This is a genomic window from Bartonella quintana, from assembly GCF_009936175.1.
Classification (GTDB): domain Bacteria; phylum Pseudomonadota; class Alphaproteobacteria; order Rhizobiales; family Rhizobiaceae; genus Bartonella; species Bartonella quintana.
On record NZ_AP019773.1, the window covers coordinates 1,202,493 to 1,218,400 of the forward strand.

General features: G+C 37.7%; 11 protein-coding genes, 4 pseudogenes and 1 riboswitch. Of the genes and pseudogenes, 10 read left to right on the forward strand and 5 right to left on the reverse strand.

Annotated elements, in window-relative coordinates:
• Nucleotides 1-3: 3 nt before the first annotated feature.
• Complete coding sequence (gene gcvH / locus MF1_RS04940; protein WP_011179697.1) at nt 4-372, reverse strand: glycine cleavage system protein GcvH; 369 nt, start codon at nt 370-372, stop codon at nt 4-6.
• 8 nt (nt 373-380) lie between these two features.
• Entirely contained in the window at nt 381-1,499 is a 1,119-nt protein-coding gene (gcvT, locus tag MF1_RS04945; RefSeq protein WP_014924365.1) for a glycine cleavage system aminomethyltransferase GcvT, read from the reverse strand.
• A 44-nt stretch (nt 1,500-1,543) separates the two neighbouring features.
• A riboswitch (glycine riboswitch) is annotated at nt 1,544-1,635 on the reverse strand.
• 563 nt (nt 1,636-2,198) lie between these two features.
• Between gcvT and MF1_RS04950 the strand changes: the two genes are divergently transcribed.
• The 3 genes from MF1_RS04950 (at nt 2,199) to MF1_RS04960 (ending at nt 5,549) form a co-directional block, all read left to right on the forward strand.
• The gene (locus MF1_RS04950) at nt 2,199-2,861 is read left to right on the forward strand and encodes an LON peptidase substrate-binding domain-containing protein (RefSeq protein WP_011179699.1); all 663 of its coding nucleotides are present in this window, start codon (nt 2,199-2,201) and stop codon (nt 2,859-2,861) included.
• 13 nt (nt 2,862-2,874) lie between these two features.
• On the forward strand, nt 2,875-3,081 hold the full coding sequence (locus MF1_RS04955; protein ID WP_014924367.1) for a Trm112 family protein: 207 nt from the start codon (nt 2,875-2,877) through the stop codon (nt 3,079-3,081).
• Between the two features lie 1,436 nt (nt 3,082-4,517).
• On the forward strand, nt 4,518-5,549 hold the full coding sequence (locus MF1_RS04960) for an aspartate-semialdehyde dehydrogenase (protein WP_014924368.1): 1,032 nt from the start codon (nt 4,518-4,520) through the stop codon (nt 5,547-5,549).
• An 87-nt stretch (nt 5,550-5,636) separates the two neighbouring features.
• On the opposite strand, the gene MF1_RS04965 is transcribed toward MF1_RS04960, so the two are convergent.
• Nucleotides 5,637-6,263, reverse strand: a complete 627-nt coding sequence (locus tag MF1_RS04965; protein WP_014924369.1) for an SH3 domain-containing protein — start codon at nt 6,261-6,263, stop codon at nt 5,637-5,639.
• A 524-nt stretch (nt 6,264-6,787) separates the two neighbouring features.
• On the opposite strand from MF1_RS04965, the pseudogene MF1_RS04970 reads away from it, so the two are divergent.
• The 3 pseudogenes from MF1_RS04970 to MF1_RS06940 all read left to right on the forward strand — a co-directional run bounded on the left by MF1_RS04970 (nt 6,788) and on the right by MF1_RS06940 (nt 9,268).
• Nucleotides 6,788-7,560 (forward strand): annotated as a pseudogene (locus tag MF1_RS04970) (MetQ/NlpA family ABC transporter substrate-binding protein).
• A 6-nt stretch (nt 7,561-7,566) separates the two neighbouring features.
• Nucleotides 7,567-8,593 (forward strand): annotated as a pseudogene (locus MF1_RS04975) (methionine ABC transporter ATP-binding protein).
• A gap of 46 nt (nt 8,594-8,639) precedes the next feature.
• Nucleotides 8,640-9,268, forward strand: a pseudogene (locus MF1_RS06940) (ABC transporter permease subunit).
• Here MF1_RS06940 and MF1_RS04985 read toward each other — a convergent pair.
• Nucleotides 9,269-9,736 (reverse strand): MaoC family dehydratase, encoded by a 468-nt coding sequence (locus MF1_RS04985; RefSeq protein ID WP_042995596.1) that lies wholly within the window; start codon nt 9,734-9,736, stop codon nt 9,269-9,271. It lies immediately after the preceding pseudogene.
• Between the two features lie 169 nt (nt 9,737-9,905).
• Here MF1_RS04985 and MF1_RS04990 point away from each other — a divergent pair, with 169 nt between their 5' ends.
• Nucleotides 9,906-11,243 carry an NAD(P)H-dependent oxidoreductase gene (locus tag MF1_RS04990; protein ID WP_011179704.1) on the forward strand — a complete coding sequence of 446 codons (1,338 nt, stop codon included), beginning with the start codon at nt 9,906-9,908 and terminating at the stop codon, nt 11,241-11,243.
• 807 nt (nt 11,244-12,050) lie between these two features.
• On the opposite strand, the gene MF1_RS04995 is transcribed toward MF1_RS04990, so the two are convergent.
• Nucleotides 12,051-12,395: a hypothetical protein gene (locus MF1_RS04995; RefSeq protein WP_042995445.1), complete on the reverse strand. Its 345-nt coding sequence runs from the start codon at nt 12,393-12,395 to the stop codon at nt 12,051-12,053.
• A gap of 1,019 nt (nt 12,396-13,414) precedes the next feature.
• On the opposite strand from MF1_RS04995, the pseudogene MF1_RS06945 reads away from it, so the two are divergent.
• From MF1_RS06945 to MF1_RS05010, 3 genes and pseudogenes are all read left to right on the forward strand, one after another.
• Nucleotides 13,415-13,605, forward strand: a pseudogene (locus MF1_RS06945) (creatininase family protein); the annotation flags it as partial.
• A 331-nt stretch (nt 13,606-13,936) separates the two neighbouring features.
• The gene (locus MF1_RS05005) at nt 13,937-14,677 is read left to right on the forward strand and encodes a creatininase family protein (RefSeq protein WP_014924372.1); all 741 of its coding nucleotides are present in this window, start codon (nt 13,937-13,939) and stop codon (nt 14,675-14,677) included.
• Between the two features lie 15 nt (nt 14,678-14,692).
• The gene (locus MF1_RS05010; RefSeq protein ID WP_491523156.1) at nt 14,693-14,851 is read left to right on the forward strand and encodes a GTP-binding protein; all 159 of its coding nucleotides are present in this window, start codon (nt 14,693-14,695) and stop codon (nt 14,849-14,851) included.
• Nucleotides 14,852-15,908 lie beyond the last annotated feature (1,057 nt).

Below are 15,908 nucleotides of genomic sequence, written 5' to 3' on the forward strand. Positions count from 1 at the left end.
CACTCATCCAATCAATGTTTTATAAGCAGCCTCATCCAGCAACCCTTCAAGTTGCGTTTCATCCTGCACTGTCATTTTCCAGAGCCATCCTTCTTTTTCAGCTTTCTGGTTTACAAGTTCAGGACTATTTGCCAAAGCTTCATTAATTTCGACCACTTCACCATCAAGAGGTGCATAAACATCTGAAGCCGCCTTCACCGATTCCACAACAGCAGCAGCATCTCCCTTGGAAAGTTTCGTCCCGCTTTGTGGCAAATCAACAAAAACCAAATCACCTAACTGTTCTTGGGCATAATTTGTGATCCCGACAGTCACTACTTGTCCTTCAACGCTAAGCCATTCATGATCTTGTGTAAAATAAATTTGAGACATAAAAAAAATTATCCTTTTAAATAACGTTGTTCAACAAAAGGAAGTGAATGAACAGACAGCGCAATCCTTTTACCACGCAGCTCTGTAAAGACTTCCGTTCCCACAGCTTTCCAACCAACAGAAACGTAACCCATCGCTACAGGACCATCAAAAGAAGGACCAAAACCACCTGATGTCACCACCCCGATCTGATTTCCTAGATCATCGAGAAGCACAGCACCTGCACGAATAGGTTGGCGCGTTTGCGGTTTTAATCCAACACGACAACGAGAGGGTCCTTTTTCAAGAGCTTCAAGAAAAGCTTTCGCTCCATAAAATTGGGCCTTTTCTCGAACATTTTTAGGAACAGCCCATGCCAGAGCAGCGTCAATAGGCGTAGTATCAGGTGTAATATCATTTCCATGCAAGCATAACCCCGCTTCTAACCGAAGACTGTCGCGCGCCGCAAGACCAACCCACTCAACACGAGAATCACACAGCAATTTTTCAGCCAATGCTTGTCCTTGCCTTTGCGGAAGAGCAATTTCAAAACCATCTTCTCCCGTATAGCCAGAACGCGCTATAAACCAATCTTGTTGTGGTTCAAATCCTTGCATAAACAACAGCTCATTACCAGGCAACCCTGCATCAGCTATAACAGCTGCCGCTTCCGGACCTTGAAGAGCAAGCAATACCCTTTCAAGAGCAATCACTCGACACTCAAAACCAACAGCACGCTTCTCAAGTTCAGCAAGATCGGCTTGTGCATTACCAGCATTAGCGACCAGCATAAAACGGCACTCTGCTAAACGAGTAAGGATAAGATCATCAAGAATGCCTGCCTGCTCATTAAGCAAATAGTTATACCGTGATTGCCCAATCTTTAATAATGCCGCATCAATAGGAAAAGCGTATGATAAAAACTCAACGGCCTGCGCTCCCTCAACAGTGATCAATTGCATATGAGAAATATCAAAAAGGCCGGCATGCGCACGTGTATGAAGATGCTCTTTCAAAACTCCAAGAGGATAAGTCAAAGGCATTTTCCAACCGGCAAAAGCACCAAATTTCGCTCCGGCTTTTTCATGCAGTTCATGTAAGGGAAGTATTTTTAAAGAAGATGTTTCGAATTCTTGTACTGTGCCCATAATATCTCCAAAGTCGCGCTAACGCCCACACGATGTATTCATCTCTGCATTCCTCTGTCACGAACCTGAGAGACTCGCGAAAAGAGCTTTCGCTTACACCTTCGGCGCGGATCCTCCCGACTTTCCAGATCTGCCTTCCTTCTTTTACGGTCCTTAGAGCATGAGGAGACTCTGGGCTGTTTTCCCCTTCGGCTGCAGATACGAAAAAAAGAAACAACAATGTTCTTTCCAATATATTCCGATCTATAAACTATCTCTTTCACACTGTCACCAGCAAAATGACTAGAGTGCTCTAATTTTAAACTTGCATAGACTATTTTAAAGGGCATATAATAATATTCATTTTTGAGCAGTATAAAAACCGTCAGTGTTCGCAGTTCCGTAAAGAAGGAGAAGTAGCTTATGCATTACCGGTACGCACACGACCAGCAGAAAAAGGAAATTGCGAAAAGCCACAAACAAAAACACCACTTGAAAACAATATAAAATTTCATGAACGAAAAGGATCAAAATAGTATCCTCTCTTGCACGATCCAATCATAACTGCAAAGTTTACTATCCTCTAACAGTACATACTGAAAAGTATCTAGAGATATGATCTCAACACACAAGGAGTTGGCCTTTTTTACCACTAAGTGGTATTGTAAACTGTGCTTCTTTACACACCCAACCTCACCAGATAAAGGTTCAAAAATATTTATGAAAGCTGGTAATATCCATTATAATTGCGAAAATGATCTACCAAAGCAAATTGCTCTTTTTCCTTTAGAAGGTGCACTCTTACTGCCAGGTGGTTTTTTATCGCTCAATATTTTTGAACCAGAAGCTCTCGAAATGGTTGAAGACGTTATGGTATCCAATCGTTTGTTAGGTATTATTCAACCACTTACGTCGGGGACAGACCGCTTTTCGACACAACTTTACAAAATAGGCTGTATAGGTCGCATCATACACTACAACGAAACAGGAAATGGACAACTCTTCATTATATTACAGGGAGTTTGCCGCTTCACCTTAAAACAAGAACTGATGAAGATAAAATCTTATCGGATTGCCGTCATCCAATCAAACATAAAAGACCTACAAGAGACAAACGTTTCAGAAAGCATTAATCGAGAAAACTTACTCAACATTGTTGAGCAATATCTTACCATACATGAAATAGAATATAATTGGAGCAATATCATAAAAACACCCACACCTATATTGGTGAATGCTTTTTCATCGCTTATTCCCTTTACACCCGCAGAAAAACAAGCTCTACTCGAAGCTCCAGATATTGGAAGCCGTGCCCAAACTCTTCTCGCTTTAACTGAACGCTCACTCATGAAACAAACAGGGGCACATCACCATTTAAACTAATGAACACTAAAACATGAAAAAAATGATCACCGACCCCAAAATGCTCGAATTGCTTGTTTGCCCAATTACAGGAGGAACACTCTCTTTAAACAGAAAAACGCAAGAATTAATCTCGTTCAAAGCAAAACTCGCCTATCCTATTCGCGATGGTGTTCCCATTATGCTTGCCTCAGAAGCCCGTCCTTTGCAGCACAATGAAAAAAGAGTCCATAAAAAATAAAGTGGCTTTGTTCAATTTTTCTTTCACAAACGAAAACGACATCTCTGTTTGAATTAACCTTCTTTTTTCGCAACTCGTTTTTTGTGAATTTGTTAAAAGCGTATTTTATATGCTCTTGAAAAAACTTGTTAAGTAAGATTTTTGAAAAGGTCATTATACATTCCTTTTCGTAAATCGTTTTTTTCATCAAAAAGGACGAAGAGAAAGTGAACTGAAGTCTCATAAAATAAGGAGAAGCATTATACAACGGTTGAGTATAAATTTGAGCAAAATCAACAAGGAAAATTGTTTTAATTCTGAGTGACGATTTAAGGAAATGATCCTATGAATGAGCTTGTGATTTTGATCGTATACGCAACGATTAATAGGGCCTGGAAGATTGAAAAACTCAAATACTAAAAAATATGCTTTGCGGGTATTCCGCAATTTCCGGGGGCTTTTGTTATGTCCAAGTAGCTATCAGCACGAAAAGCAAGAAGCTGATTTGAGTTCAGTGCTTCTAGATCTTGGAATACCAATGCGAGGGCGCTCACTCCCGGCGTAGAACTTTCAGAATACAAACCAAAAATCCACGTTTTAATGACATTTCTGTAAGCAAAAAAATTTGCTTAAGAAGAAGCAAATGGGACTTTCTCAAAAACAATTAGGCTATCATTTAGGCGTACCTTTCTAACAAATCCAAAAGCATGAAATAAGGAATAAATCGCGTAAGTGCAGGACGCTTACAGGAAATTGCCGAATACTGGATGTGCCTGTTTCCTTCTTTTATGCTGATATTTCAACACAAGAAGATGCCCTCTGCCACCATGAGGACAGAATATCGTGCAAAGTAGAATATTTGCTCTAAAAATTTCAGAGTATTCATCCTTCTAAAAACAAAGAGCAATCTTCAGTTGATTTCTGATAGGAATGAAAACATTACCTTATTTCATGATTTCGGCGAGCGTTTCTTAAATGAACGCCTTTATAATATGAAAAGGATTTATTTAAGTAAGAATGAGAACCACAAAGCAAAAAGCAAGAACAATACCGGAAAAACCACATCAAGAGCCGCTCTCTTAACCTACATATAAAAACACTTAATTGTGATGAAATCTAAAAATTTCACCAGTGCAATACATGATGCACTTGGTGTAAAATTTAAAATTTCTCAAGGGAAACAATTGACAGAAGATAAGCAATTCACTAGATTGAACTACTGTCAAGGAAATGTCCTTACAGCTTGGCATAAAGTATTCAAGCTTTCTCAACTCTTAAAGACTCACGAAGACGGTGCATTCGAAATGAGCCGACGTGTGTGGTTTTAGGTTATGATTGCCGTACACAAAAATGAAATCTATGAAACCGACGATATGATTTAATATTCCTTGGCCAACTCGCCCTCTCTCGGGTATAGCCCGGGGAAGAAAAATGGAGAAGGACAGGAGTGTACAAAAATGAGTTTTAAAATTGCAGTTGTCGGCGCAACCGGAAATGTTGGTCGTGAAATGCTAACAATTCTGGAAGAACGGGGTTTTCCTGCTCATGAAGTTGTCCCTTTAGCATCACGACGTTCATTAAGACAGGACGTTTCTTATGGTGACAAAACTTTAAAAGTAAAGGCACTTGATACGTATGATTTTTCCGACACGGATCTATGCCTCATGTCTGCTGGAGGAAGTATTTCCAAAGAATATGCCCCTAAAATCGGTGCTGCAAACTGTGTGGTGATCGACAATTCATCCACTTGGCGTTACGATGCCAGTATCCCTTTGATTGTACCAGAAGTGAATGCACACGCTATTGGTGAATTTTCCAAGCGCAACATTATAGCCAACCCCAATTGTTCAACAATTCAACTTGTCTTAGCTCTCAAACCTCTCCATGATGCTGCAATTATTAAACGCGTTGTTGTGTCCACTTACCAATCGGTTTCCGGAGCTGGTAAAGAAGGAATGGATGAACTTTTTGAACAATCACGCGCGGTTTTTGTTGCAGATCCCATTTCATCGAAAAAATTCACCAAACGCATTGCCTTTAATGTCATTCCCCATATCGATGTTTTCATGAAAGATGGCTATACGAAAGAAGAATGGAAAATGATGGTTGAAACGAAAAAAATTCTTGATCCTAAGATCAAGTTAACAGCCACGGCTGTTCGGGTTCCAGTTTTTATCGGTCATGCTGAAGCCGTTCATGTTGAATTTGAAAAACCACTCAATGCCCATGAAGCGCAAGTCCTGCTACGCGATGCGCCTGGTTGCCAGCTTATTGATAAACATGAAGATGGCGGCTATATCACTCCCTATGAATGTACTGGAGAAGATGATACCTTTATTAGCCGTGTTCGCGAGGATATCACCGTTGAAAATGGCTTAGCTTTCTGGATTGTTGCTGACAATTTAAGAAAGGGAGCAGCATTAAATGCAATTCAAATTGCTGAATTACTCATTTCTCGTAATTTGATCAAGCCTAAGTCAGCGAATTAAACAAAAATGGCAGCATAAAGCGGAAAAATATCTCATACTCTGTACTTCTTTTCTGTCCTTCCAAGAACTGTGGATTTTTGTTATCCTTTATCGAGCAGGATAAGTCACAACGCGGTAGCGCGTTTCGTTGCGTTCAAAATTTCTGAAATTGACATTATCGGGAAAAAAGGGATTATAAGCGGTTACGTGCTTTACAGATACACCGTGCGTCTTCAATGATGGATTCAAAATTGTGCGTTCATCCCTTTTTTTCACACCAGTAGAATCAATAATCATGTCTGTTCTGTAGAATTTCTGAACATGTTTTCGTGTTTTCTGAGGCACCGTGGGAGCTTTAAAATCAGAAATACCCTGCTTCATTTCTTTCTTTTGTGCTTTTATCATAGAATTTGGCTTCACACGCATATGAGCGAAAGCAATCGTGGGAACATTGGTGACGTTTAAATAACGTGCTGATGCCCAACCAACCTTTCCATTATAACGAAGAGAACACCAAGCTTTATTGGAGAGACAGCCATAAATTTGCACTTTTGCTCCAGTTGGAACTGTTGCGATAACTTTGTAAGCTGTCGCTGGACCTGTGCGTAAAATCGCCTGACCTGATGCTACGCGAGCAACTGTTCCAACGGCCGCATGAGAAACAGTTATTCCCAACCCTGATCCAAACAAAGCTAACAAAATTATTGTGGTTGATAAAAAATTCTTGTTTAACATTATTTTTCTCCCTCTCCAGAATGTGAAAGACAAAATTTTCACCTTTGCAAAAATTTGCCGTATTTCAGTAAAATGGTGGTCAATGCTTTATCTCCGTAAAGATCCACCACATTGCGAGAAAAGTTCTCTTACCCCATCCCCCACCGCCCCTATTATACACGGTCTATTGTCTTGATTGCGGTTTCACCTTATGGATTCATTGCTCTCAAGGAGGTAATCTGATCGCTTGGCTATTCAGCCAACCGTTCTCAGCCAATCATCACTTAAAGAAGTTTTGAAACCGTCATTGGTTCCTCAAAAAAATGATTGCAACACAAGAATGTCTGCTTAAATCTGAAAAAATACCCCTGGCTCATGCATGTTGCTTATTCAAAAATGCTTACAGGAGAGGAGAAAATGATACTGTTTTTAAAAAGAAAAATGATTGAAGATTGTATAAAGCTTTTATAAGGTCAAATTCTCGAAAATAAGAGTATATTGATCACCCCTAAAAAAAATCTCTCGGAAAAGAAAGACATAAGCACATGACATTACAGAAGTTATCCCGACGTGTCATTATCGGATTATTCCTTTCTCTTTTTGCGCTTTTTTTGTCTCCTCTCTTTTCCATGGCAGCAAACAAATCAAACATCAAGCTCGGTGTTATGGAAGGACCTGAAGCAACCATTTGGAAAGTCGCTGCCGAACAAGCTAAAAAAGTTTAAATATTGAACTTGTTTATTTTTCTGACTACACTTTGCCTAACGATGCTGTTCATGAAGAACATACTGACGCCAATGCTTTTTAGCACACACCTTAATCTTAATAATCAAATTAAATAACGTGGTTACAAACTTTCAATTTCCGCATATACATTTATTATGCCCATTAGTGTTTATCCGCATAAATTAAAGATATAAAAGAACTACGGGATAGAGCATATGTTTGGGATTCCTAACGGCCCATCAAATGGTAGAAGAGCCTTACTTCTTTTCAATTCTCTAGGTCTCATTAATTAAAAGACCCCCACAACATTCTCGCATCTGCACTTGATATTATTGAAATATCCTAAAAACTTGCAAATTCGTGAATTAGATACTGTATGTTAAGGTGAGCAATCAATGATTTTGACATTGCGGTTGTAAATACAAATTGGGCTTTAGTCTCCGGATTAAACTCACAAAAAGATGCGATTGCATGGGAAAAAATCGATAAAGATGATCTGTGGGTTTAAAAATTAGTTTCTGCCTACAATAACGAACCTGTCCGTGCAAAAATCAAAGAAGTTTTTGGCACAGCCGCTCAAGCATCTTGGTAATTATGGATGAAAAATCCCGCTTTTATCTCTTTAAAAACGTCAACCGTTGTTTTAGCAAAACGGCTGCTTTTTGCGCAGTTGATAATTTATCTCTGAATATCCATAGGTGAAATTCTTGGAATTATCGGACGTAGTGGAGCAGGAAAATCAACACTTATTCGCTGTTTAAATAGATTAGAGCAAATTGATGCAGGATTCATTTTTTTGACAGTGTGAATGTTTCAAATCTGTCAGAGACAGAATGGCACCTTACCGTCAACGAATTGGAATAATTTTTCAACATTTCAATCTTTTATCATTGCAAAAGATTATTGATAAACATTGCATTACCTCTTAAATTAACAGGTATAAACAAAAAACAACGTCACAGACGTGCCCTTGAACTCATTGAATAGGCTTATGTAGTAAAGAACATGTTATCCAGCAGAATTGTCAGGGGAACAAAACAACGTGTTTGTATTGCACGCTCTCTAACAGCTAATCCTAGAAGCATTGTTATCAGATAAAGCTACCTCTGCTCTTGATCCTGAAACAACGCAATCTATTCTAGAACTTCCTGCCTATATATTAATAACCACCTTAATTTTACTATTGTGCTCATCACCCACGAAATGGAAGTTGTGTACTTTATTACACATCGTGTTGTTGTCCTCAATCAAGGACGCATTGTGGAAGAAGGATGTGTGAAAGATATTTTCACATCACCACAAGAGGAAACAACCATAGCCATGCCCAAACTTTTCACTCCATAACTTCCTGAGAAATTTGCAAAAAATCTTAAACCGATAGGCCAAGAATCCGTCATTGAAATCAATAGTGCAGGTAAAATTGCCCAACAACCTTTTCTCAATCTTCTGGAAGATAAAATCGGTTTAAGAGCACTTATTCTGCATGGTGGGATTGATACCGTCCAAGGCGAAACCATCAGGCACCTATTCTTAAGTCTTCCTGCCCAAGATAAAGAAACTTTTAAAAAAGCCGTTAAGTAGTTGACACAAAAGGACAATATTGTGAAGTTTTAGGTTATGTTTAATGTTCTCTCTCATTAACTCCCCTGTGCCGTTTTTGATACAGTATTGATGACAATAAGTGCTTTTTTTATGGCACTTATTATAGGACTTCCACTTGGTTTTCTGCTTTATACAACCGCACGTGGAGGAATTTTTGCCTTATATCTTATCAATCTTCCTCTGAGCATCATCATTGACAGTATTTGTGTCATTCTATTTATTATTCTCGCATTTTACCTTCTCTCCATTATCCGTATAGTTTTTAGGAAGAGGTGTGGAATGTTTTCGGTAATTTTTGTTCTCACCATTTTCAGCTATTCCTTTTTATGCACGAATGGCAGAGCTCTTTTTTAAAATAGTTGAGAATAGCCTCATTGAAGCCGTTCGTTCCATTGGAAACAAGCCGTCTTCAAATTGTGTTAGGCATGTTCTGATTTCTGAAACACTCCCGAACCTGATTACGGGTTTTACTGTTATGGTTATCTCTCTTAATCGGGGCCACTTCACTTGCTGGATATCTCGGTGGAGGCGGTTGGGGGGGACACGGCGATCTGATCTGCTATGGCTATCAGGATTATAACACCTCTATCATGACGATAGTGATTATCCTTTTGATCATCCTTAATGTTATTATACAGCGATCTTCTGATAAAATTGTAGAGAAATTAGACAAAATATTAAAACATTTAAAAATTTGACTATTGCTCCCCCACCATAGCAACGATAAGCCACTGAGCAGTAAGAGCTGGCTTTTTTAACTGTTCAATTTCCACCGTAGCTCCATAATGAAAAACAACCCGGCCAGAAGGGCGAATCTCAGCATCATTTAAAACAAAACGCGCACGCACCCTTGCACCTGTTTTCACCGGACTTATAAAGCGTACTTTATCAAAACCATAATTAATCCCCATTGTTGCACCTTCCAATTCTGGAAGTGCTTCATAAGCGAGCGTAGACAAAAGTGATAATGTTAAAAACCCATGAGCGATAGTGCCACCAAAAGGTGTTTTTTTAGCCTTTTCTTCATCTACGTGGATCCATTGATGATCATCTGTTGCGCATGCAAATTGATTAATCATATCCTGCGTAACAAGACGCCATTGCGACAATCCTACTTCTTTCCCAATAAAATTGGCTATATCTTGTACTGCTATTTTTTGCTGCATAACGCCTCTTCCTGTTTTATTTGCTAAAAGGACCACTCCCCTCTTGCTTTTATAAAACCCATTGATTAGAGCATCAAGAATAAAGAATGAACTCTTTATAAAAGAAAATGCACCTTATGAAGTAAGAGAATACCTCTTTAGTAGAGTAATTTTCAAATGGGAAAAAAGAATGGCAAGCAATGTGAGCCTAACAGGTTTAGCGCGTGATTTAAAGCAGCGTGCAGAAAACCACCCCCCCATCCGTATTGGACTTATTGGCTGTGGTGAAATGGGCACGGATTTGCTATCCAGCATTGCGCATATGGATGGCATAACGGTCGCAGCTGTTGCCACCCGAACGCCGTCGCGTATTTTTGATGCTGCTACATTAGCCTATGGCGAAGAGGGGCATGTGCGTGAAGTTGAAAACACCACTGCCCTAACCCAAACCATTGAAAAAGGTTTGATTGCAGCCACAAGCGATATTGACCTTCTTTTACGCCATGAACAAATTGATATTATCGTTGATGCAACAGGCTATCCTGAAGTTGGGGCAGAAATTGGCTTTAAAGCGCTTGAAAACAACAAACATCTTGTCATGATGAATGTTGAAGCGGATGTTACAATTGGTGCCTATCTGAAACATGAAGCAGAAAAACGAGGTCTCATTTATACACTTGGTGCTGGTGATGAGCCTACCTCTTGTATGGAACTTATCGAATTTGTTTCAGCCCTTGGACATAAAATTGTTGCAGCTGGTAAGGGCAAAAACAATCCACTTATTTTTGATGCCACGCCTGATGTTTATGAAGAAGAAGCGTCACGACGTAACATGAATGTGCGCATGTTGGTTGAATTTATTGATGGTTCCAAAACGATGGTTGAAATGGCAGCAATTGCTAATGCAACTGGGCTTCTTCCCGATTGCTCAGGAATGCATGGCCCACAAGTGATGCTCCAAGATTTAAACAAAGTACTTATTCCTAAACAGGATGGTGGTATTTTGAAGCAATGTGGTGTTGTGGATTATTCAATAGGTCAAGGCGTTTCTCCAGGTGTTTTTGTCATTGCAGAAATAGTACACCCACGTCTACGCGAACGTATGGAAGATTTAAAAATGGGTCAGGGACCTTATTTCACCTTTCATCGCCCCTATCATTTAACAGCAATGGAAGTTCCCCTCACCTGTGCACGCGTTATGCTTTATGGCAAAAAAGATATGGCACCACTTAATCACCCCGTAGTAGAAGTCTGTGCTGTTGCTAAGAAAAATTTGTATCCTGGTGATCAGTTAGACTTTATCGGTCTTTACAGTTATCGCGCTTGGATAATGGATATTGCAGAAGCGCGTGCGCACCAAGCCATTCCTTGTGGTCTACTGGAAAAAGCAACAGTTACAGCTGAAATTAAAAAGAATGAACTTATTACGGTACACAATACCGCTATTCGTGAAAATCAGTGGATTGCTCGTCTTCGCACAAAACAAGACCTTTTGCTTAATTGCCCACCTCCCTTTGCTCATGCATGAGCAAACCCTTATTAATCATTATAAATCAATTCATTTGTTTAAAAGATAATTCATCATTTTGCCTATCAAATAAGAATATTGAAAATAGGCATTTTTTCTCATTTCACCTTCTCTTATTGAGAATCATTAAAAAACGTTTACTTGCACATCACAAGAAAGCAACGTGTGGATAAACCATTTGAGAAAAAACCCAATTCCTCTTACGAACCGTCTCAATGTAAAAACAGATGGGCAACATTGAAAATTGGGAAATGTAATAATGCTGCTGCCTTATACTTTCATAAGTGTAAAGATGGTGATGCCTTAGAAATTTCGCGTTATTCGTTTCACTGGCACCGCCAAGAAATGGAATTCAAAACAAAATAAAATGTTTTTAAAGAAAGTTCGTGAATGAGCAACGCAATGGGTACTGTTTCTTCTAGAAAGACAGGATCCCACTAAAGAACAGGAGAAACAAAAATGTTAGGAGTATCTCTATAATTTTAAAAATATTGCCTCTAAATGCTTTTGAAAGCCATAAAGCTGAATTAAAAAGAAACAGTGAAAATGGATGATATTTTATATCTTTACTGGAAGACAGTAACAAACTTTAAAATAGCTACAAGTTTTAAAACCCATCTGTTTAGGAAAGGTATCACTGAATGGTTTTGCACTTTCACCGATGCAGATCGAGAAAATGTTTCCTCTTATCTTCAATAATGTCCCCCCTTTATTGAATTCAGCAGAACCACTCTCGATATTGGTTTTTCAAAAATAATGAAATAGTAAACGAAATTCACCAACAAAATAGGTAAATCTTTGTCAAATTTAACAAAACAACGCCATAATAGACACCACAACACCACAGATATTCGCTGTACATAAAGAAGCAAGTAACGAAACAATACCCACACCGCCCCAAAGTACATTAAATAAAGAGACTTTCTCAACTTTCCCAAAAGCTAATTCGTCTTCTCCATGGCCCCCAGCATCGCCGATAACAGGCATATCTACCAGCTTCATAACTGTATTTTTTCCTGATACAACAACAATCATTCCCTCTTGAAATCGGTCTTCTACTCTATGTGCATTACTTTCTAAAGTTTGTGCAAAAAAAAGAATAAAGGATGTAAAAAAAAACGATAATATACGATTTTTAAAGAGTTTAAACATAGCTTTCTTTTGCTCCTCTTGTTCTTCACTGAAAAAGTGAAAAATATTCACATAGCTAAAAAATAAAATTTGTCTTTAAATTTATTTCAAAAAGCATAACACAATGTGATATATTACAGATATATATAATACATTATGTATTATATGTAAATACATAAAAATAACATTATTCAAATTATCAAAACAACAATTAAGCAAATATTAAAGTTACAAATAATTGCGCAATACAAAAGGAAAATTCTTTCATGAAATACCAGTTTCAGACAGTTTATCTAAAAATCAGAGTACCATAAAACCAAATATTTATAAAAATTAAATTATATCGCTAAACTGTAATGAATTTCATCGCCAAAAACTTATAGAATATTTATTTTATCATAAGAATTAATGATACATTCATCAAAAGATTTTAGATAAAAATTGCAAATTAAAAAAACAAAATATTTTTCCTCTTTTTTTTAATATGCAGAAGAATAATTTAATATTCAAAAAGTCAACATATTTACAACAATATACACCATGATTACGCAAAGGGACTACATACCCTTCCTCCCTCCATCGTAACCATTGTATTTTGCAGAGGACCATGGAATTGCCTTCGCACCCCATTACCTGCTAACCTAAGCTTTCCTCAAGTTATCCTACCCATTACATCAAGTTCCATCAAAACACAAAAATTGCATGGACACTGTTAAAAATTATTTGATCAAGCGAACATTTCCAGCATTTTGACATATTTATACAGACACATTTTTTGAATGACATCGGCGATGATCTGCTTGTTCAGACAGAAGTGAAGGCCTGTTCACGAACCACCTTTCCGACCTTATATTCCTGCTGAATAGTGCATTAAAAATGCCAAACATAAACCTAATTAGAACAAACGGATATACAAAAAAAGAGAGTGTGATTTTATATATACGCCTTCAACATCCTGGAATCTTGATAAGAAACCAAAGTCAGTAATCGCTCTATTCTTCACATCAATAACCGTTCCTTATCCTTTTACCTCCACAGCAGCAATAAATTTTCATAATAAACAAGCTGATACAATTCCAATTATCAGTATTTATTCGCTTATGATCCTCATGCTTTTGGATGGATAATGCGTAATCTTAACCTGCAACGAGTAACAGGCAATACAAGTAAAACAACATCGCAAACAGGAGGAGTAATTTTTGGCTCTCGCCTAAATTTACGTTTTGAATAGAGAAAAAGAGGATTTATTTTAAATTCCGTCATGTGAAGTATTTGAGTATCGCTGGATACTCGCTTTTCAAAAACAAGAGCGCCACTGTAAAATCTCACAAGATATGCTTAATTCTTGCGTATTGCGCTGTTACTATTACATCAAAAATTCAGGTAATTTTTCAATGACATCCCACCCTTTTTGACAAAGCTCTTCTTATCTGTCGCATACAAATTTGATATGAAAATGCTCTTAATTTGCGTTTCTCTGGCATATAGATTAAAATTGAAAAGAACACCTCTATCACCTTTGACCATTCCGCATCTGTTGACTTTTTTTAGGCAATAAATTTATGACATCTGATACGCCTTTCCTTGCTCTTTTGCCCTTGGGTGCACACGAATATCACGGAAATCATCTCCCCTTTGAAACCGATTGGATTATTGCTGAAGCTTTTGCAAAAGCACTTATTTTACAAACGAAAAAACAATTTTCTATCGCACTCTTACCGGTTGAAAAGATTGGCTATTCGGTAGAACATATGGATGTTGCTGGTACACAAACACGCACCTTTTCTAACGCTATTGAGCGATGGATAAATATTGGTGAAAACTGCTACCGTAAAGGTATTAAGCGTTTTCTTCTTCTCAACGCCCACGGAGGAAATTCACCTTTAATGAGCATCGTTATTACCGAATTACGAAGGCGTTTTTCAATGCTCGCGGTAGCAACAAGCTGGAACCGTTTCGGTCTACCGCAAGGTTTAATGAAACCGTCTCAACACCATCTTGATATCCATGGAGGATTTATTGAAACCTCCTTAATGCTCTATTTAGCACCAGAAAAAGTGCATATGGAGAAGGCAGAAAATTTTCATAACAAGCAAGCGGATATGATTGCCAATTATCAGTATTTACGGGCCTATGGTCCTCATGCTTTTGGATGGACAATGCGTGATCTTAATCTGCAAGGAGCAGCAGGCAATGCACGTGAAGCAACATCGCAAGCAGGTGAAGCAATTTTTTCTCATGTTCTTTGTGGACTTCGTGGTTTACTTGATGATATTAATCGATTTAAAATAGATGCCTTATAATAAAAAGGCGCACCCATGGAAAAGACACAAAATATGCCCGATAAACTTCCTGTTACGGTTCTTACAGGCTATCTTGGATCAGGAAAAACTGCTCTTCTCAATTACATTCTCAGCGAAAACAGCTATCTCTCATGGATAATATCCACACGCCCATTCTTCAGATCAAAAGAATGAAATTCAGAACTGTTTGTTAAATTTTTGGTGATGTTCAAGAAAAATCCGATAATACTTGAAAACAACTTAGGGAAAAATGCGTAAGGCTGTTTTCCAAGAAAGCCTTTAAAGCAACAGAAAACTTTGTTTAATCATACCCCTTGTTTTATGCAGAATCTTAGCATTTATTCTTTCAAGCTTTCCGGTTATAAGTTGTCCCTTTTTTTCAACCCTATCATCTGGAACATCAATACCGTGCTACACGCATCGCCTTAACATCTTCTTGTACTACCTTAGCAATAAGGAGAATATATTGAAATCTACCTTTTTCAAAATTTGCATTTGTACTTTATTTTCTCAAATGCTGGTACAGTACTCTATCAATACTTCCACCAGTTAACTAATAAATTTTATTGGCAATTCCATGCGTTTTCCCCCAACGCACCCTAAGGCAATATAAAAATCGTCCCTTTTTAGAAGACCGCTCATTGGCATAAGCATTGTAAATAAAGAAAAGAACAACTGTTGGAAAGTACATAAAGAGAAATGATGTTGAGACACTTTGATCACAATTTTACTGCAAACTTTCTTCCCCTTCTCATGAAAAATAAAAACACGCATTCTGCTTAATTGCTTTTATTATGCCTAAGCACAATAGATAATATATTTTGTGCTCTACTAATCCGTTTTATGTAAAGTCAAAATCAAAAAAAAGCCTAAAAATATTACAAGATAAATTTATCATTTTTATAAAAAACTTGTGAAAATACAGCTGAAAAACAATGATGAAATTCACAGAAAAAAGCAACTCTCTAAAAAACAACTGATAAGTTTACCCTAGTAAGGAAAATTGCTATAAAACGCGAACACTAACAACCATTGGGCTAAAAGCTTAACCTAGAAAAGAAGCAATAAACGCTTCTAGAAAACATCTTTTAGACACGTAAGAAACTTGTTTTCAAAATTGCTAGCACAATTAAAAGAAAGAAATATAACTTATCATTATTATCTTCAAAAGCTTGCCCAAAGATATGAAATGAAAAAAAGAGTATAGCGCAACAGGAAAACTGGTCTTAGA